The organism is Acutalibacter sp., from assembly GCF_056800975.1.
Window position 1 is genome coordinate 28006 of record NZ_JBQISV010000005.1, and the last position, 20145, is coordinate 48150.

The following is a 20145-nucleotide window of genomic DNA, read 5'->3' on the forward strand; positions in this document are numbered from 1 at the left end:
TTCGCTCTGGCTCTCCGCCCGCGAGAGGGGCTTTAGCGGTTGGATTGCGCGGCTTTGGTGATCGCCTTCTTCTTCCAACTGCCCCGCAGATATGCAGCCACCGTCAGCAGCGCCCCCACTACCCACGAGATCAAAAGCGACAGGAACAACGGGTCCGGCGTACCTGAGCCCATAACCCCGCCCTCAGGCCGGGTGAGCAGTTCCAGTCCATAGGCTACAGGAACCCGCACAATCACTGTGGTGATGACAGAGATCCACATAGGCGTCATAGTGTCGCCCGCCCCACGCATTACGCCAGAGAGAATCTGGGTCACCGACATGGCTATGTACCCCACCGCCAGGGTGTACAGCATACGCTGGCCCAGGTCGATTACCTCCGGGGTGCTGGTAAACAGGTGAATCAGATTCTTGCCAAACAGCAGGATCAGCCCCACCAGCACAATGGACACGGATACGCCCATAATCATCCCGGACTTGGCCCCCTTCTCCGTGCGGTCCAGCCGGCCCGCGCCCATGTTCTGGCCGGTGTAGGTGGTCATGGCCGAGCCAAAGGTAAAGTTGGGCATCATGGCAAAGCCGTCCACCCGCATGACCACAGTGTTTGCCGCCAGCACCACTGTGCCAAAGGAGTTGGTCAGGTTCTGGACAATGATCATGGCCAGGGAGAAAATTGCCTGGGTCAGGCCGCTGGGCAGGCCCAGCTTGCACAGCCGCATCACATACGTTGCCTTAGGCCACAGACTGCGCCATGTGATGGTGAAATGCTCCTTCATACGCAGCAGCCGCACCATACACAGCACGCCAGAGATCAACTGGGAGATAATGGTGGCCCACGCGGCCCCTGCCACGCCCATGCGCAGCCCGGCCACAAACCACACGTCCAGGCCAATGTTCAGCACACAGGCCACCAGCAAAAACACCAGGGGCATAATAGAGTCCCCCAGCCCCCGCAGAACGCCGGAGATGACATTATAAAATGCGCTGCCCAAAAAGCCCAAAAACAGAATGATCATATAGTCGCAGGCCATGTCCAGAATGTCGCTGGGGGTGTCCAGCATGGTCAGCACAGGCCGGGTGATGATGGGCCCCAATAGCATGACAAAGGCCGTACAGGCCAAAGTGGCGGTGATGGTGGTGCCAATGGTCTGAGAGAGGCTGTCCCGCTCTTTGGCCCCAAAATACTGAGAGGCCATTACGCTGGCCCCCACCGCAACGCCCATAAACAACACCAGCAGCAGGTTGAGCACTGGTCCGCTGGCTCCAATAGCCGCCAGAGCGCTATCGCCTACATAGTTTCCCACCACAATCGAGTCTACCGTACTGTAAAGCTGCTGGGCCAGGTTGCCAATCAGCAGCGGCACCGAAAACCGGATCAGGTTTTTGGTGGGGCTGCCCACGGTCATGTCCTGGGCCGCAAACAGCGAGGAGAGCTTGCCTGCCATAAAATATCTACCTTCCTTCCCCAAAAGAAATTTTCAAGTCCCTTCTCGAACCGTCCTTTTTTTGAAAAGACACAGCCTTAACCGGCCCGGAGAAAGCCAATACTTGTGCAAAACAGCGCACTTTAGCGCTTCTCCACATGCTTGTCAGAGCACATTATACCACAAAGCGGACCAGCCTGCAAGCAGAGTGGTCCGCTGAATTTCCAGAACTTCCCAACAAAAACTTTGTCGCATTTTGACAAAAGTAGTTCTCTTGATGCAAGAGGTTTTAGAGAAGGTATTCCATCTGTACATCGCAGGGCTCCTTCTCCACATGGGGCGGGTCATATTCCTGGGCCTCCACGCAGCCCATGGCCCGGTAAAAGGCCTGGCTCTCTTCGGCAGACATGGCGGAGATATACAGCTTCTCTGCCCCCAGGTTCCGGGCCTCCTCTGCGGCCCGGGCAAAGAGCTGCCGTCCCAGCCCCCGGCCCCGCAGCTCCTCAGAGACATGCATCTCCGCCAGCACCGCATATTGCCCCCGGGAGCCGATGAGCCGGCCGTCCACACTGGCAAAGCCCTTCAGCGACCCGGCCTGAAAGGCCCCCCAGGCGCAGCCGCCGCTGGCAAGAACCCCCTGCAGCTGGCCGCATACCCGGCGGTGGTCCTCCTGGTCCCAGTCGTCAATAAAGGCAATGTCCTTCAGCAGCCATTGCCCCTCCTCCTTGCGCCAGCAGCGTTTGACCCGCTGGAACCGCCGGAAGTCCTTCAGCAGCTCAGGACTGAGCTCCTCCGCTGCCAGCTTTCTGTATACAATATCCATTTTCAAGCTCCTAACCTATTTATAAAGCCGCACCCCAGACTTGTCCACCGCCTGGTAGGCCTGGGCAAAGTCAAACCCCAGTCCTTTGTGCACAGGGAACAGGTCCGACAGAGGGACCAGCACAAAGGCCCTTTGCAGAATGCCCGGGTGGGGCACGGTCAGCCGCTGGGTATGGCTGGCGAAGCCCTCGCAGAGCAGCAGGTCAATGTCTATGGTTCTGGCCCCGTGGTACTCGGTGCGCACCCGGCCCAGGGCTGTCTCAATGGCCAGGCACTGGTCCAGCAGAGCCTCCGGGTCCAGGGCAGTGTCCAGCAGCACGCAGCAGTTCAAGTAGTCATCCTGCTCTGAGACCACATCAAAGGGGGCGGTCTCGTAAATATTGGAGATCGCCAGCAGCTCGGTCTCCGGCAGCGCCTCCAACCGGGAGAAGGCCTGAGCCAGATTGTCCTCCCGGTCCCCCAGGTTTGTGCCAATGCCCAGAACAGCCTTCATTGTCCGCCGCCTCCCTTCGGCCTGGCTTCAGCCACCTCCACCGCCACATAGTCGAACACAGCGTTCATGGGAGCCTCCGGCTTTTTCAGGGTGACGCGGACCTCCTCCACCTGGGGATGCTCCCCCAGAATCCCATCGCACACAGCCTGAGCCGCCCGCTCAATCAGGTTATACTTTTCCGCAGTGAATACCCGCTGCACGGTTTTGCGCACAGCGGCATAGTTGACTGTGTCGTTCAGGTCATCGCTGCGGCGGGCCCTGGACAGGTCCGCCCACAGGGTAATGTCCAGCAAAAAGGGCTGGCCGTTTTCCTTCTCCTCTGGGTTCACCCCGTGGTACGCAAAGATTTCCAGCCCCTTGATCTGTATTTTATCCATTGACAGGCTCCTTTCCTATGGTTTTCAGCGCGTCGGCCATACGAGCCGCCTGCACAGCCTCCTTCACATCGTGGACCCGCACCAGGTCCGCGCCCCCCAGAATGGCGGCGGTGTGGGCGGCAAGGGTGGCGGGCAGACGCTGCTCAAAGGGAGGATTGCCGCAGAAAGCTCCGGTCACCCGCTTGCGGGAGGCGGCCATCAAAAAGGCCATGCCCGGCAGCTTTACCCGGTCCGCCTGGGCAATGAGCCGCAGATTCTCCTCCAGGGTTTTGCCAAAGCCGACCCCCGGGTCAAAGCACAGCCGCTGGGGGCAGACGCCCAGCCGGTCCGCCGCCTCCTGCCGGTCCTCAAAAAAGGCCCGCACCACCCGGAGAATATCCCGGCTGTTCTCCTGGGGCAAAGCCCCGCTGTCGCCCGGGTGCATGACGACACACCCGCACCCCGAGCCTGCCGCAGCCCGAAGCATCTCCTCCCCGAAGCCGGTAACGTCGTTGATGATATCCGCCCCTGCGGCCAGGGCCTTTTCCGCCACCTGGGGGTAAAAGGTATCTACAGACACGGCAAGGCCGGTGTGCTTCACCACAGCGGGCAGCACCTCCCGCAGACGGCCCCACTCCTCCTGGGGGGAGACAGCCTCAAACCCCGGCCGGGTGGACTGGCCCCCAATGTCAATAATGTCCGCGCCCTGGGCCTCCATTTCCCGGGCCCGGGCCAGGGCCTTTTCCGGGTCCAGATACCTTCCCCCATCCGAGAAGGAGTCGGGGGTGACATTCAGAATGCCCATCACATAGGTGCGGGTCAGGGGAAACGCCTTGTCCCCGGCAAGAAAGCGAAATTCTGTCATACAATTTTATCTCCTAACTGCATCTCCTGCCTCCACCTGGGGGGAGGGCCATCGTCTGCCCAGTATTCATCCAGAGAGAGAATCTTCCCCTCCTGAAACCGGAAGAAGCTGGACACATGGCAGGAGAGGGAGCCGTCCACCGCAGACACCAGAGTAACGGTAATCAGCTGGTCTCCCGCCCAGAGAGCCCGCTCCAACCGGCCCTGCCACTGGCCGGGGTATTGGCAGTTGGCCTCAATAAATTCCTCCGGGGTAAAGCGTTCGTTGGTGCAGTGCCAGCGAATAACAGCCCCAGGGGCAAACCACCCGGCCAGCGACTCCCGGTCCTGAGCTGCCACGGCCTGCCAGTAGGCGTTGATATTAACCTCCATCACCGGCCCCCCAGCAGGGCCATAACCTCTGCCCGCACCCTGGCGTCGGCGTGCATACAGCCCCGCAGGGCCGAGGTCTGGGTGCGGGCTCCTGCCGCCCGGGCCCCCCGCATGGTCATGCACAGGTGTTCTGCCTCAATGAACACCGCCACCCCCCGGGGGCTGAGATTTTCGTCCAGAAAGTCCGCAATCTGCCCGGTGAGCCGCTCCTGTACCTGGGGGCGGCGGGCAAAGCAGTCCACAATCCGGGAGAACTTGGACAGGCCGATGATTTTACCGTCCCGGGGAATATAGGCAATATGGGCCCTGCCGATAAAGGGCAGCAGATGGTGCTCGCACACCGAGTAGAGGGGGATGTCCTTGACAAACACCAGCTCGTCATGCTTGCGCTCCTCCTGAAAAATCTTCAAATGCTCCAAGGGGTCCGCACTCAGGCCTGAGAATATCTCGGCATACATTCTGGCCACCCGGCTGGGGGTCTCCTCCAGGCCCTCCCGCCGGGGGTCCTCTCCCACTGCCTCCAGAATGTCCCTCACAGCCCGCTCAATTTTTTCCATGTCCATGGGCGTCGTCTCCTCTCTGGTTTTTAGAACTTGCACCAATAGGATTTGTGCCTGGATTTTCGAGGGAATTACACGGTTTGCAACACAGTCAACCGTGTAATTTGCCGAAAAGGCAGGTGCAAACTCCTATTGGTACAAGTTCTTAGGTCTCAAAGGGGTGTCCGCAGCGCAGAGAGCGCACACCCGCGCCGCCCCGGCCTCCTTCAGGGCCCGGGCGCACTCGGCCAGCGAGCCGCCGGTGGTGACAATGTCGTCCACCAGCAGCACGGCCCTGCCAGTCATGTCCTCCCGGCACTGATACGCGCCCCGCAGATTCTTCTGCCGCTCTCCCGCGTCCAGCTCGTGCTGGGTTTTGGTTTTCCGCACCTTCACCAGTGCGTCCGACAGAGGCAGGCCCAGCTTTGCCGCCGTATATTTCGCCAGCAGGCGGCTGTGGTCAAAGCCCCTTCTCCGCCGGTCCCCCGGGTACATGGACACATAGGCGACACAGGCGAAGGCCTCCTCATAGGTTCCGGCGGCCTGGGCCATCAGCAGGGCAATGGGCCTTGCCAGCCCCTTCTGTCCGCGAAACTTCAGCTGGTGCAGGGTCTTGCGAAAGCCCTCCTCATAGACCAGCACAGAGGCCACCGGCAGAATGCCGCCGTCCTCCAAGGTCAGGCTGCGGCGGCGGAAATCCTCCGGCAGACGGGCCCGGCACGGAGGACAGAACAGCTGCCCTACCGGCACTACTTGGTCACAGAGCAGGCACCGGGGCGGGAAGAACAGTCCCAGCAGCCGCTCCGCCGCGCTGGGGCGGAAGCTGGTAATCACCGGACCGAGCCGCAGAACCGCCGGAAGGCCTCCCGGCCCGGCTCATTGTCCTTATACACGCCGGCATTGCCCAGTATTTTGCCGAAAATCTCCCCAATGCTCACCTGAATGGCCCGCTCCTCTTCTCCAGCGGGAATGGCCTTTTCCTTCAGCTCCTGATACCAAGGCTGATGCTTCTCCATCTCTGGCCGGGCCATAATCTCCGAAGCCTTGCCGGGCTGGGCCAGAGCCTCTGCCAGCAGGGCGGTTTCGGTAAGCAGGCGGGGGGGCAGAATGGCCAGGCCCATCACCTCAATCAGGCCAATGTTCTCCTTTTTGATGTGGTGGTACTGGGCATGGGGGTGGAACAGCCCCATGGGGTGCTCCTCGGTGGTGCGGTTGTTCCGCAGCACCAGGTCCAGCTCAAAGTCCTCTCCCCGCCGCCGGGCAATGGGGGTGATGGTGTTGTGGGGAGTGTCCCCGGTAAAGGCCAGAATATCCGCGCTCTCGTCGCTATAGCCCCGCCAGGCGGCAAGAATCCTGTCCGCCAGCTCCACCAGCGCCTCCTTGTCCCCTGACCGCAGGCGGATGACCGACATGGGCCAGTTGACAATACCGGCCTTCACATTCTCATAGCCGGCAAAGACGAGCTCCTCCCGCAGCCCGGCCTTTGCCATGGGGAACTCATAATTGCCCCCCTGAAAGTGGTCGTGGGTGAGGATGGAGCCCCCCACAATGGGCAGGTCCGCGTTGGAGCCCAAAAAGTAGTGGGGCAGCAGGGTGACAAACTCCAGCAGCCGGGCAAAGCTCTCCCGGCTGACCTTCATGGGCCGGTGCTCTGCGCTCAGCACAATGCTGTGCTCGTTGTAGTAGACATAGGGGGAATACTGCAAAAACCAGTCCTCCCCGCATAGCCTGAGGGGAATGAGCCGGTGGTTGCCCCGGGCGGCCTGGTTGGCGCTGCCCAGATAGCCCTCGTTCTCCCGGCAGAGGGCGCAGGCGGGGTAGCCGGTCTGGGGGGCGTTTTTGGCAGCGGCAATGGCCTTGGGGTCCTTCTCGGGCTTGGAGAGGTTGATGGTGATCACCAGATCGCCGTAGGGGGTGGGGGCGGTCCACATGCGGTCCTTCTCAATGCGGTCCACCCGGATGTAGTTGCTGGCCCGGCTCAGGTCATAGTAGTAATCGGTGGCGGCTTTCGGGTCCTCCTGATAGAGGGCGTTGAACCTGCCCACCACCTCCGAGGGCCGGGGGGTCAGGCAGGCCATCAGCTCGGTGTCAAGCTGGTCCCGGGCGTCCTGGGTGTCCGGGTCCAGCAAGCCCTGTTCCGCGGCCCAGGCGCACAGCCTCTCCAAAGGCTCTGCCGGGCAGTGGAGCCGCTCCTCCACCGGCGCCGGGGAGAAGCCGGTGGCGCCCAGCCGGGCCAGCAGCCGGTTTGCGGCCCAGGCCCGGTCCTCAGGCGCGATCAGGCCCCGCTGGACAGCATACTCCACCAGACGGCTGATCTCCAAATGGACATTCACATTCATGACGATCCCTCCCATTTCAGTATACCCCCATTTTACACCATCCCGGGCGGCGGGTCAAGGTGGTGTTGAAACGGGGAGTGTCCCTTTCGCGCATTTTATTCGATGCACGGCCAGGAGACTTTTCAGAGGCGAGCCAGCGTGTCCGCCCGTCTCTCCTAGGGTTCCGGTACTTCCGCGGAGTAGGCGGATAATATCCACCCCTACATTAAAATCTGCGAAAGGGACACTCCCCCGGCAGGCGGGAGCGTCCAAAATAGAGATATTATGATATAATGAGGGAATATGAGAAAGAGAACAGAAGAGGCATGGAAAAAATGCCCGAAATGCGGAAAGACAGAGAATCAGGTCAAGGCCGGGTACAACGGTTCGGGGACGAGGCGCTGCAGATGTAAGGAGTGCGGCATATATTACACCGTAGATCCGAAGAGACACGCGTATCCGGAAGAGACTAGGGAACTGGCGATCAAAATGTACTACGGCGGGGTCAGCGGCCGCGGGGTTGGGAAAATACTGGGAATGAACAAATCCAATGTAACAAATTGGATAAAAAAAGAGCGCAAAAAATGATGTGGAAAAGTGCAAAACCCTCTGCGCGTCTGAGACCGTAGAACTGGATGAGCTGTACTGGTTCCTGGAGCGCAAGCCCCGCACAGAAACACGGGAAAATATCTATATCATGACGATGGTGAGCAGAAAGCCACGACAAATTGTAGGTCATGTGGTGAGTGCGGACAAATCTTCCCGAACAATCCAGCAGATGGTAGATGCGGCCCCAGAGGCTCAGGAGTATAGCACGGATGGGTATAGCGGCTATCTGGACGTGATCTTCCCTGGAAAGCACATCTTCAATGTCCATAACAAAAGTGACACCTTCACAGTGGAAGGGGTCACCGCTGACCTGCGGCACTACATCCCGACCTTGGCACGGCGCAGCAGGTGCTTTCCCAGAAAGCTGGAGAACCTTCAGGCCGTTCTTACTGTTTTTGTTCGCGCTTATAACCGCTTTGGTGCGCAGAAAAGTCGTTTTCGCTCCCGCCATCCTGGGGCTGCTCTCCCTTTTTCGCTCTTTGACTTCCTTTAACTCTGCCTTTAGACACTCCCTCCGTTTTTTTCTTCTTGACAGCGCTCTCTTTTCTCGCTATAATAAGGCAAACGCTATGATAAGGACGCCCTCTGCATTTCTGCTCCGCTTCAGAGAGCCCGCGCCGCCGGCTGTAAGCGCGGACAGCGGAGCCTGCCCGGGCCACCACCTTTGAGCTTCTGCCAACCGCGCCCGGCCCCCTGGCCCGCGCCTAAGGCGTGACGGACGGCCCCGTTACCGGCCAGCCATGAGGAAGAGCGGGACCTGCTTTGTCTTGCTCTTTGAATCCGGGTGGAACCGCGGTGCGCCTTGAATTTTTTCCCAAAGGTCGCGTCGCCCCAGAGAGAATTTGCCCTGCCCTTGAGGGAGAGCAAATTTGCAGCCTGGGGCGGCGTTTTGTTTTCTCTTTCTGTGACAAAGCCCCGTCTCAGAGACAAGAAAGGAGAAAAGCTTTATGATTACTATTGACCTGAAGGGTCAGCCCAAGGAGTTTGAAGCTGGCGTGACCCCCGCTGAGGTCGCCAAGTCCATTGGCATGGGGCTGTATAAGTCTGCCTGCGCCGCCCGGGTCAACGGGACGGTCTGCGACCTGCGCACCCCTCTCGCTGAGAACTGTTCTCTGGAAATTCTCACCTTTGACGACCCGGAGGGCAAAAAGGCCTACTGGCACACTGCCTCCCATATTCTGGCCCAGGCGGTGCAGCGGCTGTACCCTGGCACAAAATTCGCCATTGGCCCTGCCATTGACAACGGCTTTTACTACGACTTCGACCTGCCCGCCTCCATCTCTCCTGACGACCTGCCGAAAATTGAGGAGGAAATCAAAAAAATCACCAAAGAGAATATAGCGCTCACCCGCTTTGAGCTGGACCCTGCCGCTGCCAAAGAGAAAATGTCCGGCCAGGACTACAAGCAGGAGCTCATAGACGAGCACAGCGGCAATGGGGAGAAGATCAGCTTTTATGAGCAGGGAGACTTCTGCGACCTGTGCGCCGGCCCCCATCTCATGTCCACCGGCGGGGTGAAGGCTGTAAAGCTCACCTCCATCACCGGGGCCTACTGGCGGGGGGACTCCACCAAGAAAATGCTCACCCGCATTTACGGCATTGCCTTCCCCAAGGCCAGTCAGCTGGAGGAGCACCTGCAGATGCTGGAGGAGGCCAAAAAGCGGGACCACCGGAAGCTGGGAAAGGAGCTGGGCCTGTTTATGCTCCGGGACGAGGGACCGGGCTTCCCCTTCTTCCTGCCCAAGGGCATGGTGCTGAAAAACACCCTGCTGGACTACTGGCGGGAGGTTCACAAGCGCTATGGCTACCTGGAAATCTCTACCCCCATTATGCTCAACCGCCAGCTGTGGGAGCGCAGCGGCCACTGGGACCACTATAAGGACAGCATGTACACCACAGTCATTGACGACATCAATTTCGGCGTCAAGCCCATGAACTGCCCGGGCGGCATGCTGGTTTATGCCAGCGAGCCCCATTCTTATAAAGAATTGCCCCTGCGGGTGGGAGAGATTGGCCTGGTGCACCGGCATGAGCTCTCCGGCACCCTGCACGGGCTGTTCCGGGTGCGCTGCTTTAACCAGGACGACGCCCACATCTTTATGACCCCGGACCAGATGCAGGACGTGATCCAGGAGGTTGTGCGCCTGTTCGACGAGGTGTACTCCACCTTTGGGCTCAGCTACACCATTGAGCTCTCCACCATGCCTGAGGACCACATCGGCACAGTGGAGGAGTGGGAGAAGAACCAGGACATTCTGAAGCAGGCCATCACCGGCATGGGCAAGGACTTTGTCATCAACGAGGGCGACGGCGCCTTCTACGGCCCCAAGCTGGACTTCCACCTGGCGGACTCTCTGGGCCGTACCTGGCAGTGCGGCACCATTCAGCTGGACAGCCAGCTGCCAGAGCGTTTCCAACTGGAATACACCGGCGAGGACGGCCAGAAGCACCGGCCCGTGATGATTCACCGGGTGGTGCTGGGCTCCATCGAGCGGTTCATCGGGGTGATCACCGAGCATCTGGCGGGCAAGTTCCCCCTGTGGCTCAGCCCTGTGCAGGCAGTGGTGCTGCCCATCTCCGAGCGTCACCATGCCTATGCCCAGGCCCTCGCCGCCAAGCTGGAGGAGGCCGGCCTGCGGGTGGAGTGCGACCTGCGGGCGGAGAAGATCGGGTACAAAATCCGGGAGGCCCAGGTGCAGCAGACCCCCTACATGCTGGTAGTGGGGGACAAGGAAGTGGAGTCTGCGGGCATTTCGGTGCGCCACCGCAAAGAGGGCGACCTGGGCGCCATGAGCGCCGAGGAGTTCATTGAGAAGGCAAAGGCGGAAGTCAAGAGCCGGGAAATCAAGTAAAGGTTAAAAGCCGCTTGAGCGGCTGGTAATATAAAAACGCGGTCCGGGGGTAAAAGGCTTGGCAAGGTCAAGCTTTTGCCCCCGGGCTGATTTTTGCTGTATGGATCTGGGGAGTATCAGGCATTCAGCAAGGCGGCTAGGCTGCCCCAGCAGCGGGAGAAGATGAATGTGCTGTATGGGGATTCTCTACCTTCCAGGAAGGATAGAACACTTGAAAAAACGTCAGAATCTGGTATAATAGAGCGAAACAGGACAAGGGAGATACCAGAGAGGTGACGAGAGAAAGCAAGCTGACTGTTACAAATGTAATAGAGCACTACATAAGCAAGGCCACACCTGGGCAAGGGAAAATTATATATGAAAACGGGTATAATGTAAGCGGTCACCAGGCTGAGATTAATATGGCAAAATGGTTACACAGCACATTTGGGGGAGATATCAATCTATTAAAAGAAGCAGAAGTGAAAAATGAGAAGACTCCAGATTTTATCTGGAAGGGAAAACAGTGGGAGTTAAAAAGCGCTTCTTCTATAAACAGTGCAGACAAACAATTACAACATGCTATAAAACAAATTCAAAACAACCCAGGAGGAATTGTTTTGAACACTATGGAAAATATGGATATTCCCGCCTTGGAGCGACAGCTTGCCAGACGTGTGGAACGCAGTTCCATTGATGCATTCGATTTAATGCTTCTGTCAAAAGGCAAGTTGTTAAAGCTCTTAAGATATAAAAAGTGAGAGCTGGCACAGCAGCTCTCACGGGGTAAAGGAACATGCCTCTGTGCTGGTGCTGTCCCCTAACCATTTATATTATACACAGTTTCCCGCTGTTTTGCAAGAGGGACCCAAAAATTTGTTGGAAGAAAATTTTATGATACGTAAGGTAAGAGGCCAGTGCTGGCACTGCTCCCCCCACTGCGGAAAAGCCCTGTTCCCAATGTACAGCAACACCAGAATTGAGCATTTGAAATACCGCTGCAAGGCCTGCAAGCACGACATAGAAGTGAATATATAAGAGCCATGAGCTACCGATAGTCGGTGGTTCATGGCTCTTTTGCTTTATAAAACTATGCGCCCATGCCGCAGAGCTGGACGTCCGGCCTTCTAGGTTGGCAGGGTGTAAGCCAGCCCGCACCACTGGCTTTTTGACTGCCCGGCCCTGCAAATAAAAAATTTCACTCCTCCCTCTTGACAAACCGTCGTGTCGGGTGTATGCTTTAACTGTACTAATTGATATAGAACAGTTGGAGGTGGTAAGATTGTTCCGGATCGACTACAAAAGCGGCCTGCCAATCTTTGAGCAGATCTACCGCAGCGTAGTAAAGCTAGGGGCGGCCGGAGCCTTTGGAGAGAGCGGCCAGCTGCCCTCGGTGCGGGCGGTGGCCAAAGAGCTGGGCGTAAACCCCAACACCGTGCAGCGGGCCTATGCCATGCTGGAGCACGATGGGGTAATCGCCTCTGTGCCGGGCAAGGGCTCTTTTCTGACGCAGCCTCAAACAGTGCTGGAAAAACGCCGCGCCGCAGCTCTGGCCCAGGTGCGCCAGGCCGTTGCCGAGGCTGTGGACTGCGGCGTCAGCCGGGAGACGCTGCTTGCAGTATTCCAGGACCCGGCGCTGGAAAAACCGGAAAAGGAGGAATGAGCATGATAGAGATAAAACAGCTGTGCAAACGTTTTTCCCAGACAACAGCTCTGGACGGAGTCAGCCTGACCGTGCAGAAGGGCAGCATCTTTGGGCTGGTAGGCTCCAACGGGGCGGGGAAGTCCACCCTGCTGCGCATACTGGCAGGCGTCTACCGGCCGGATGGGGGAGAGGCTCTGGTGGACGGAGGCTCTCCCTGGCAGAACCAGGAGCTTCAAGCCCGGCTGCGGTTTCTGCCGGATGAGCAATGGCTCCCTGCCCACAGCTGCCTGAAGGACCTGGGGAAGGTTCAGGCAAAATTTTACCCCAACTGGGACCAGCGTTGGTTTGAGGAGCTGTGCGCTCTGTTCCCTGTGAATGAAGCCGCCCCTTACCGCAAGCTGAGCAAGGGGAACCGGCGGCAGGCGGGGCTGATTCTGGCCCTCTCAAGCCGCCCGGAGCTTCTGCTGCTGGACGAGGTATTCGACGGCCTGGACCCGGTGGTGCGCAAGCTGGTGAAAAAGCTGCTGGCCCAAGAGGCCGCGGACCGGCGGATGACTGTGGCGCTGGCCTCTCACAACCTGCGGGAGCTGGAGGACTTTTGCGACACCCTGGCCCTTTTGCACAAGGGGGGACTGGTGCTGGAGCAGGACCTGGACGACATGCGCCTGAGCCTGTGCCGGGTGCAGGCTGTGTTCCCCCAAATGCCACGCCTGGAGGATGTGAAGCAAAAGCTCTGCGTCACCAACTGGGAGGTCAGCGGCTCTCTGGTCACCTTTGTGGCAAGGGGCAACCAGGAGGAGGTGCTGGCGGCAGTGGAGGAGTTTTCTCCCAGCTTCCGGGAGATGGTTCCGCTGTCTCTGGAAGAAGTATTTATCAGTGAAATGGAGGCGTCTGGCTATGACATCGAAAACATACTCAGCAAGTAGAATGCATGACCTGGGGCGGGTGTGCCTCTGGCAGCTCCGGCGGGGCCTGCCGGTCAGTCTGGCATACTGGGCGTTGTTTGTTCTGGGGACCCTTGTGCCCCTGGCCAGCCCGCAGGAAACTCTGATAGTCCTGAGCGCCTGCATGGCGGCCTACTCCTTTGTCATGCCAGCTTGGCTGCTCAGCGAGTGCTTTGGCCGCGCCCAGTCCGACTGGATTGAGGCCATGCCTGTGAGCCGGGGCGTCCGCTTTTGGGGGAGCCTTTTGCCCACGCTGGCCTCTTTGTGGGCGCCGGTTGTGGTGGCCCTTGGGCTGCGCCCGGGGATCACAATACTCTATCCCATGAGCAACCATGCGGAATGGCCGACTGTGGCCGTCCTCCTGATTTTAGGCGCGGCTACCCTGGCCTTTTGCTTCCTGATCACAGCGGCCAGCGGCACTTACCTTGAGTACGCCCTGAACACCGGAGTGCTGGCCCTGCTCTGGCCGGCGCTGCTTTTGTCCTGGAATGCGCTGGCCTCTATTACCCTGCCCTGGATGCCCTCGCTTTTGGGCCCGAACCCGAACAATCCCACCGTGGCAGGCTCCCCGCCGCTTGCGCTGGTATTCCTACCCACAAACCAGGAGGGCATTGGCCCGCTGCTGGTGTGGATGGCCGGGTTTGCCCTGCTGCTGGGGGCCGGGGCATACTGGCTGTACTGCCACCGCAAAAGCGAGAACGCAGGCATGCCCCGGCGGTGCCGCCCTATCGAGCTTCTCATCCGGGTGGGGCTTGCCCTGTGCGCCGCGGCCTTTGTGGGCTATCACATGGCCGAAATGGCCTACTACGAAACCTGGGGCGGCTGGGGCATCCCCCTTACCCTGGGGAGCATGACGCTGACGCTGGCTCTGGTCTGGGCAGCCACCGAGGCCTTCTACCGCCACAGCCTGAAGGGCCTGCTCCGGCACTGGGCGCCCCTGGCAGTCTCTGTGGGGCTGACAGCCCTGGGCCTGGGGTTTATCTCCACCGGCTTTGGCGGGACGGGAGACCAGCCTGTGGACTGGGAGGAGGTGATCTGCGCCCAGGTGGACGGGAGCCAGGAGTTCAGGACGATTATTACGGACGGCAGCCCGGTGACAGACAGGAAGACCGGGCCCGGCAAAAAAAATCAGCAGCTTCAGCAGCTGCAGCCTGGCATCACCAGCCCGGAGCTGCTGGCCCGGGTGAAAGAGCTGTGGAGCCAGTGGCTGCAGGTGGAGCGCGCCGCCCAGTACCCCTACCTGCCCGGGCGTAACGCCTACCCCGCCCAGGAGCTGGGCCATCTCGCGCTGAACGCGCGGGTCTACCGAAGCTTGAGCTGGGACAGCAGGCCCAACCCAGAGAGCCAAGCCCTGTTTGATCAGTGTCAGGCTTTGATTGAGGAGATTACCCGCTCGGAGGAGTATATCGACAGCGTGGTTCCCGTCAACGCGTCCCAGGCCCTGTCCCATGTAGAGCAGATTCAGATGGAGCAGTCGGAGGACGCCTGGACTGACTACCACTGGCCCTTTGAGACCACCGACGAGTCCCCCCAGAACCCTATAGACCTGGCGGAGCTCCCCAAAGGCTTTTCGGAAAAGGTGGAGGCCGCTCTGCGGGAGGACCTGAAAGCCGGACGCTGCTCCACCTACAGCTGGCTGACAGAGAACCAGGAGACCATATACCGGCTGCGCTATGAGGGCAGGGACGGGTTTACAGCCAAAGGGGGCCTTCTCTACCAGTTTTCGGAGCAGGGGAACTCTGTGGAGCCCGCGGCGGGCAAAAAGCTGTTCATGAGCCGCCGGGATTATTATGGCGCTGCCACGGTGTTCACCGTCACCCCCGAGATGCCCTCTACCTATGCTCTGCTGGAAAAGGCCTATCAAGAGCGTTGATTTTATCTTTTTGCAATATTTGATAGACAAGCTGCATATTCTGTGATATAATCACCTTAACACGCCGGTTTCCCACCTGGTTTTGAAAAAGCCAGACGGCGGAGTTTCATAAGATTGGATGTGCTCCCTATGACTGTCACCCCCTGCGGCTACACCCCCACCCTGGGCCTTTACGACACCCAAAAGGCCATTGGCCTCATCAAGAACATCTTTCAGGTCAAGCTATGCGCGGCTTTGCACCTCAAGCGGGTCACTGCCCCCTTGTTTGTAGACCCGGCCACAGGCCTGAACGACGACCTGAACGGAGTCGAACGCCCGGTGGGCTTTGATATTCCCGCTGTGGGGGGAGAGGGGCAGGTGGTGCACTCTCTGGCAAAATGGAAGCGGCTTGCCCTGCATGACTACGACTTTTTTCCGGGCAACGGCCTGGTGGCGGACATGAACGCCATCCGCCGGGACGAGGAGCTGGACAATCTTCACTCCATCTATGTGGACCAGTGGGACTGGGAGAAGGTCATCCGCCGGGAGGACCGGACCGGGGCCTATCTCACCGCCACGGTGGAGAAAATTGTCAGCGCCATATGCGGCACCCTGGATGAGCTGAAATGGCAGTTTTCCGACCTGGACGCCCAGCTGTGCCGGGACGTGGCCTTTGCCACCGCCCAGGAGCTGGAGGACCGCTGGCCGGAGCTGACCCCCAAAGAGCGGGAGAACCGTTTCACCCAGGAGCACAAGACCGTGTTTATCCATCAGATTGGCGGCAAGCTGAAAAGCGGAAAGCCCCACGACGGCCGGGCCCCGGACTATGACGACTGGCAGCTTAACGGCGACCTGCTGTTCTGGCACGAGCCCCTGGGGGTGGCGGTGGAAATCAGCAGCATGGGCATACGGGTGGACCCGGAGAGCCTGGACCGGCAGCTCACCGAGGCGGGCTGCGACAGCCGCCGGGCACTGCCCTTCCACCAGATGCTGCTGAGGGGGGAGCTGCCCCTCACCATTGGCGGGGGCATTGGCCAAAGCCGCCTGTGTATGCTGCTGCTGGGCAAGGCCCACATTGGCGAGGTCCAGGCCTCCCTTTGGGACCAGGAGACCAGAGAGAAGTGCAAGGCGGCAGGCGTTGTCCTGCTGTGAATATAAAGAATAAGGAATTCCGTTCGCGGCTGCGGGCGGAATTTTTTCTTTCTTTTTGGCGGAAATGGGTGTATAGTAATGTGTGGCATGAGGAAAGGAGGCGATCGATTTTCTTTCCCCATTTTCCGGCAGAGCGCAAAGACAGTTTTAGAGCTTGTTCCCCTAAGCTGAGTAAGAGGCTGTGCTCGCAATCCTTATGTACCTTGCGTACCTCAAGAGTTTTTGGCGCAGAAGCCGGCAAAAGTCTGCCAAAAAGGCGCGTCCGAACGCTTATAGGAGCACACTTTAAGGTCAATGCCGTGAAGCGCTGTCTCGTACTCTGTCACGCGCCTGACGCACCTGGACCGCGTGTTTTTCCCCTTACCATTTCCATACGGAGTGATTTTTTATGAAACGTATTTTGCTCATTGCCACCGGCGGCACCATTGCTTGTGCCAAAACCCAGAACGGCCTTGCCCCTGCCCTGGACCCCAGTCAGCTGCTGGCCCGGGTGCCGGACGCCCGAGGCTTTTGTCAGGTAGAGGCCATTCAGCCCCTGAACCTGGACAGCACCAACATTGCCCCCCAGCACTGGCAGCTGCTGGCCCGCATCATTGAGGACCACTACCACTGCTACGACGGCTTTGTCCTCTGCCACGGCACCGACACCCTGGCCTATTCCGCCGCGGCTCTCTCTTACCTGATTCAGAATACCCGCAAGCCCATTGTCCTCACCGGGGCCCAGAAGCCCATTGACCAGGAGGACACCGACGCCCGCCAGAATCTGCTGGACAGCCTGCGCTACGCCTGCTCCGGGGACAGCGGCGTGTGCATTGTGTTCGGGGGGCATGTCATTGCAGGCACCCGGGCCCGCAAAACCCGCACCAAAAGCTACAACGCCTTTTCCAGCATCAATTTTCCCGACATCGCGGAGATTCGCGACCACCGGGTGGTGCGGTTCATCCCCTGCGCCCAGAGCGGGGCTCCCTCCTTCACCCACAGCCTGAACACCCGGGTGGCGCTGCTCAAGCTCATCCCCGGCCTGGACCCGGGAGCCTTTGCCGCCTCTGGGCAGCTGTGCGACGGGCTGATTATTGAGAGCTACGGCGTGGGCGGCATCCCCGACCTGTACCTGGACCAGCTGGACGCCCTGGCTCAGGCGGGCAAAACCGTGGTGCTTGCCACCCAGGTGCCCCAGGAGGGCAGCGACCTGTCTGTCTACCAGGTGGGCCGCCGGGTCAAGGAGCGCTGCGGCCTGCTGGAGCCCTACGACATGACCCTGGAGTCCACTGTCACCAAGCTGATGTGGGTGCTGGGCCAGACCCGGGACCCGGAGGAGGTCCGGCGGCTGTTTTACACCCCTGTCAATTATGATTTGTTGTTCTGAAAGAGGGTACAGGCAGTTTTTCTCTCACTTCATCATATGAATAAAACCATAGGAAGGAGTGAGCCACATGCTGGCAATGCTTTTCAATCAGCTGATCGACCTGTTCTCTCATGTGTTCGCGGTCATGCTCCATGTCACCGGCACAGGCAGCTTTCCCCGGGCCCTCACCAGCGCCCAGGAGAAGCAGGCTTTGGAGGAGATGGCTAAGGGCAGCGCCGCCGCCCGCCAGACCCTCATCGAGCACAACCTGCGCCTGGTCGCCCATATCGTCAAAAAATACTATGTCAACGGCAGCGACCAGGAGGACCTGATCTCTATCGGGGCCATTGGCCTGATTAAAGCGGTAGACAGCTTCGACCCCGGCAAGGGCATCCGGCTTTCCAGCTATGCGTCGAAGTGTATTGAAAAACCTATGCTCACATGACTTCTGCATGGAGGGTAAGTGTGACGATGGGAGATGGGTGGTATCTGATGTGCCGGAATAGAAGGTGTGCGCCGCTTTATGTGCATACGTTTAGGGTGTTTTCAATGGGTATAGGCAGGCGGTATGAATATCTGCACACAGCGCCTGAGCGTTTACGTTGGTGTCGGTATCGGCTGGGGTTGATGCAGAAAGAGGTGGCCCAGCAGGTGGGTATCTCTCAAACTCTGTACGAGGAAATGGAGCGCGGGGATTGCCGCGAATATCCAGCCCATGCGGTGGACAAGCTGGCGGAGCTGTACCAAGTGCCGGTTGAGGATTTGCTAGATGGGTATAGCCGGTTTCTTTATGATGGACCAGTTGACCAGATACGCACCGCTCGGGAAAGATTGAGGTTGAGCCGGAAAGCGTTTGCGGAGCTGGCAGGGGTCGGGGAGAAATCGGTGAGGGATTGGGAGGTGGGGAGGAAGAAGGTCAGTAGGAAAAGCTGGGAGAGGCTGAAAAAATATTTGATCTCATAAAGCAAAAGGCCCCGGAAAGACACAAACTCTCCGGGGGCAGCTTATTCTTCATTCTGAGTTTTCTCATGAAAGTGGGCCTCAACTTCCTCTATCGTCAACCAGCCTTTTTCCTCGCCAGAGCGCCGCCCCTTCTCCAGCTCGTTCATCAGCCAGATAGAGGCCTGCAGCTTTTCATAGTCGGCCATGTCCAGGATGGCGTACTTTCCCCGGCCGTTGCGGGTCAGGAAGACCGGCGCGCCCACGTCCACGTCCCGCAGAACTTCGGTATAGTTTCTCAGGTCAGAGATAGGCTTGATGTTCGGCATACTGTTCAGCTCCCTTTTTTAGTATATACTATCTCGCTGCGAAATTCAACCGCGAATTTTACAGCAAAACTTTTTCTTTCTATTCCGTGAGCCATGTGCTATAATAAAATAAAGTAACCTTTGGAGGAACGCACTGTGAAACTATATACCATCATCGGCGGCGTAAACGGCTGCGGGAAGTCCAGCCTCACCGGAGCCTTGAAGGCAGAGCGGGATGACCTGGGTATTATCATCGACCCGGACAAGCTGTCGGCTAAACTTGGCGGCTATGGAGCCGGTGGTCGGGCGGCAGTCGAGAAGATAAACGAGTCCTTGACAAAGGGGCTGAACTTCACTCAGGAAACGACCCTGGCCGGTGCGCGGACAGAGCGCACCATCAGGCAGGCAAAGGAGCTAGGCTACACCATCAGGCTCTACTATGTTGGATTGGACAGCTTAGAGGAAAGCTTACAACGTATTGAGGGCCGTGTCAGGAAGGGTGGGCACAATATTCCCCAGCGAGACGTGAAGCGGCGGTATGCTGGGCGGTTCGAGGCCCTTGTGAGGGTGCTGCCCTACTGCGACGAGGCGCGCTTCTTTGACAATGGCAACGGATTTGTGGAGGTGGCGCGGTATGAAAACGGGGAACTGCTGGCCATCACCCAAAGCCCGCCGGAGTGGCTGAAAGAGTTAATGGGTATTTTATAAAGCAAAAGTCCCGGAGAGCAATAATACTCTCTGGGACTTTTACGCATAAAGCCGCAGTATTAAGTTTTTCATGGACAGATTTTCTCCTATCCTTGTTTTGATTTGTGTTAATATGTTTGTTATAGCTTTTAATTTTTGTTAGCGACTTGGCTCATCATTTGCAGGAACGATACGCTCGCTTTTCGCGGCGTTGGTCACTGCTTTCATCAACTCAATTCTTTCTCTGACGGAACCCCGCGTACCGTTGACTTTATGTATTACCGCGTCTGCATGGGCCTGGGCTACTCGCTGGGATAGATGGCGTATTCCGTCTTCATTCTGGGGGTAGTGCATGACAATCTTGAAATCCTGACTCTTGGGCAAAGGCGGCACCTCCATATCACTTACTCATATGACTGAGAGCTTGTACAATATACTTGCTCATGGTGCCGTGCCTTAACTTTCTTCATCGAAGTCAACTGGAGCATCTTTCACTCCAGTAACCGCCTGCTCAATCCGACGCAGTGCATCCCGCAGGTGTATTACTTCCTCGTAATACTTTCCCTCGTCCACAAGGCCGGTGGCGTTAGCCATGAACGCAATCTGGTTCATATTGCTGCCAATCTCCTTCAACTCCCGGGTCATGCC

23 protein-coding genes and 1 pseudogene are annotated in these 20145 nt (G+C 58.6%); 13 read left to right on the plus strand and 11 right to left on the minus strand.

The window, feature by feature from the left end:
- Positions 1-32: 32 nt before the first annotated feature.
- The 9 genes from ACTO5E_RS01265 to ACTO5E_RS01305 all read right to left on the minus strand — a co-directional run bounded on the left by ACTO5E_RS01265 (position 33) and on the right by ACTO5E_RS01305 (position 7206).
- Positions 33-1442 (minus strand): MATE family efflux transporter, encoded by a 1410-nt coding sequence (locus ACTO5E_RS01265; protein WP_482300867.1) that lies wholly within the window; start codon positions 1440-1442, stop codon positions 33-35.
- Positions 1443-1710: 268 nt separating this feature from the next.
- Complete coding sequence (locus ACTO5E_RS01270) at positions 1711-2244, minus strand: GNAT family N-acetyltransferase (RefSeq protein WP_482300868.1); 534 nt, start codon at positions 2242-2244, stop codon at positions 1711-1713.
- 15 nt (positions 2245-2259) lie between these two features.
- Entirely contained in the window at positions 2260-2736 is a 477-nt protein-coding gene (folK, locus tag ACTO5E_RS01275; RefSeq protein WP_482300870.1) for a 2-amino-4-hydroxy-6-hydroxymethyldihydropteridine diphosphokinase, read from the minus strand.
- The gene (gene folB, locus ACTO5E_RS01280) at positions 2733-3113 is read right to left on the minus strand and encodes a dihydroneopterin aldolase (protein WP_482300872.1); all 381 of its coding nucleotides are present in this window, start codon (positions 3111-3113) and stop codon (positions 2733-2735) included. Before folB ends, folK begins: the two co-directional genes overlap by 4 nt.
- Complete coding sequence (folP, locus tag ACTO5E_RS01285; RefSeq protein WP_482300873.1) at positions 3106-3957, minus strand: dihydropteroate synthase; 852 nt, start codon at positions 3955-3957, stop codon at positions 3106-3108. Before folP ends, folB begins: the two co-directional genes overlap by 8 nt.
- Positions 3954-4328, minus strand: a complete 375-nt coding sequence (locus ACTO5E_RS01290; RefSeq protein ID WP_482300875.1) for a nuclear transport factor 2-like protein — start codon at positions 4326-4328, stop codon at positions 3954-3956. Before ACTO5E_RS01290 ends, folP begins: the two co-directional genes overlap by 4 nt.
- On the minus strand, positions 4328-4891 hold the full coding sequence (gene folE, locus ACTO5E_RS01295) for a GTP cyclohydrolase I FolE (RefSeq protein WP_482300877.1): 564 nt from the start codon (positions 4889-4891) through the stop codon (positions 4328-4330). The genes ACTO5E_RS01290 and folE overlap by 1 nt, the downstream gene beginning before the upstream one ends.
- Before the next feature lie 126 nt (positions 4892-5017).
- A complete protein-coding gene (locus ACTO5E_RS01300) occupies positions 5018-5701 on the minus strand; it encodes a ComF family protein (protein ID WP_482300879.1) in 684 nt (227 codons plus the stop codon).
- Positions 5698-7206 (minus strand): UDP-glucose--hexose-1-phosphate uridylyltransferase, encoded by a 1509-nt coding sequence (locus ACTO5E_RS01305; RefSeq protein ID WP_482300881.1) that lies wholly within the window; start codon positions 7204-7206, stop codon positions 5698-5700. Before ACTO5E_RS01305 ends, ACTO5E_RS01300 begins: the two co-directional genes overlap by 4 nt.
- Positions 7207-7488: 282 nt before the next feature.
- On the opposite strand from ACTO5E_RS01305, the gene ACTO5E_RS01310 reads away from it, so the two are divergent.
- The 12 genes from ACTO5E_RS01310 to ACTO5E_RS01365 all read left to right on the plus strand — a co-directional run bounded on the left by ACTO5E_RS01310 (position 7489) and on the right by ACTO5E_RS01365 (position 18526).
- The gene (locus ACTO5E_RS01310; protein ID WP_482300882.1) at positions 7489-7773 is read left to right on the plus strand and encodes an IS1-like element transposase; all 285 of its coding nucleotides are present in this window, start codon (positions 7489-7491) and stop codon (positions 7771-7773) included.
- 1 nt (position 7774) lies between these two features.
- Entirely contained in the window at positions 7775-8287 is a 513-nt protein-coding gene (locus ACTO5E_RS01315) for a hypothetical protein (RefSeq protein ID WP_482300883.1), read from the plus strand.
- Positions 8288-8741: 454 nt separating this feature from the next.
- Positions 8742-10646: a threonine--tRNA ligase gene (gene thrS, locus ACTO5E_RS01320; protein WP_482300884.1), complete on the plus strand. Its 1905-nt coding sequence runs from the start codon at positions 8742-8744 to the stop codon at positions 10644-10646.
- A gap of 272 nt (positions 10647-10918) precedes the next feature.
- A complete protein-coding gene (locus ACTO5E_RS01325; protein WP_482300885.1) occupies positions 10919-11386 on the plus strand; it encodes a hypothetical protein in 468 nt (155 codons plus the stop codon).
- Positions 11387-11519: 133 nt separating this feature from the next.
- The gene (locus tag ACTO5E_RS01330; protein ID WP_482300887.1) at positions 11520-11663 is read left to right on the plus strand and encodes a hypothetical protein; all 144 of its coding nucleotides are present in this window, start codon (positions 11520-11522) and stop codon (positions 11661-11663) included.
- A 244-nt stretch (positions 11664-11907) separates the two neighbouring features.
- A complete protein-coding gene (locus tag ACTO5E_RS01335) occupies positions 11908-12288 on the plus strand; it encodes a GntR family transcriptional regulator (RefSeq protein WP_482300888.1) in 381 nt (126 codons plus the stop codon).
- 2 nt (positions 12289-12290) lie between these two features.
- Positions 12291-13196: an ABC transporter ATP-binding protein gene (locus ACTO5E_RS01340; protein ID WP_482300889.1), complete on the plus strand. Its 906-nt coding sequence runs from the start codon at positions 12291-12293 to the stop codon at positions 13194-13196.
- Entirely contained in the window at positions 13168-15087 is a 1920-nt protein-coding gene (locus tag ACTO5E_RS01345) for a hypothetical protein (protein ID WP_482300891.1), read from the plus strand. Before ACTO5E_RS01340 ends, ACTO5E_RS01345 begins: the two co-directional genes overlap by 29 nt.
- 129 nt (positions 15088-15216) lie before the next feature.
- Positions 15217-16218: an aspartate--ammonia ligase gene (gene asnA / locus ACTO5E_RS01350; RefSeq protein ID WP_482300893.1), complete on the plus strand. Its 1002-nt coding sequence runs from the start codon at positions 15217-15219 to the stop codon at positions 16216-16218.
- Between the two features lie 388 nt (positions 16219-16606).
- Positions 16607-17584, plus strand: coding sequence for an asparaginase (locus ACTO5E_RS01355; RefSeq protein WP_482300894.1), 978 nt, complete (start codon positions 16607-16609; stop codon positions 17582-17584).
- 67 nt (positions 17585-17651) lie between these two features.
- Positions 17652-18008 carry a sigma-70 family RNA polymerase sigma factor gene (locus tag ACTO5E_RS01360; protein ID WP_482300896.1) on the plus strand — a complete coding sequence of 119 codons (357 nt, stop codon included), beginning with the start codon at positions 17652-17654 and terminating at the stop codon, positions 18006-18008.
- A gap of 26 nt (positions 18009-18034) precedes the next feature.
- Entirely contained in the window at positions 18035-18526 is a 492-nt protein-coding gene (locus ACTO5E_RS01365) for a helix-turn-helix domain-containing protein (RefSeq protein WP_482300903.1), read from the plus strand.
- 41 nt (positions 18527-18567) lie between these two features.
- Here the strand turns inward: ACTO5E_RS01365 and ACTO5E_RS01370 are convergent, their stop codons facing one another.
- Positions 18568-18831: a type II toxin-antitoxin system prevent-host-death family antitoxin gene (locus ACTO5E_RS01370; RefSeq protein WP_482300897.1), complete on the minus strand. Its 264-nt coding sequence runs from the start codon at positions 18829-18831 to the stop codon at positions 18568-18570.
- A gap of 135 nt (positions 18832-18966) precedes the next feature.
- Here ACTO5E_RS01370 and ACTO5E_RS01375 point away from each other — a divergent pair, with 135 nt between their 5' ends.
- A complete protein-coding gene (locus ACTO5E_RS01375; protein WP_482300898.1) occupies positions 18967-19518 on the plus strand; it encodes an ATPase in 552 nt (183 codons plus the stop codon).
- Between the two features lie 435 nt (positions 19519-19953).
- On the opposite strand, the pseudogene ACTO5E_RS01380 reads toward ACTO5E_RS01375, so the two are convergent.
- Positions 19954-20145, minus strand: a pseudogene (locus ACTO5E_RS01380) (MobC domain-containing protein); the annotation flags it as partial.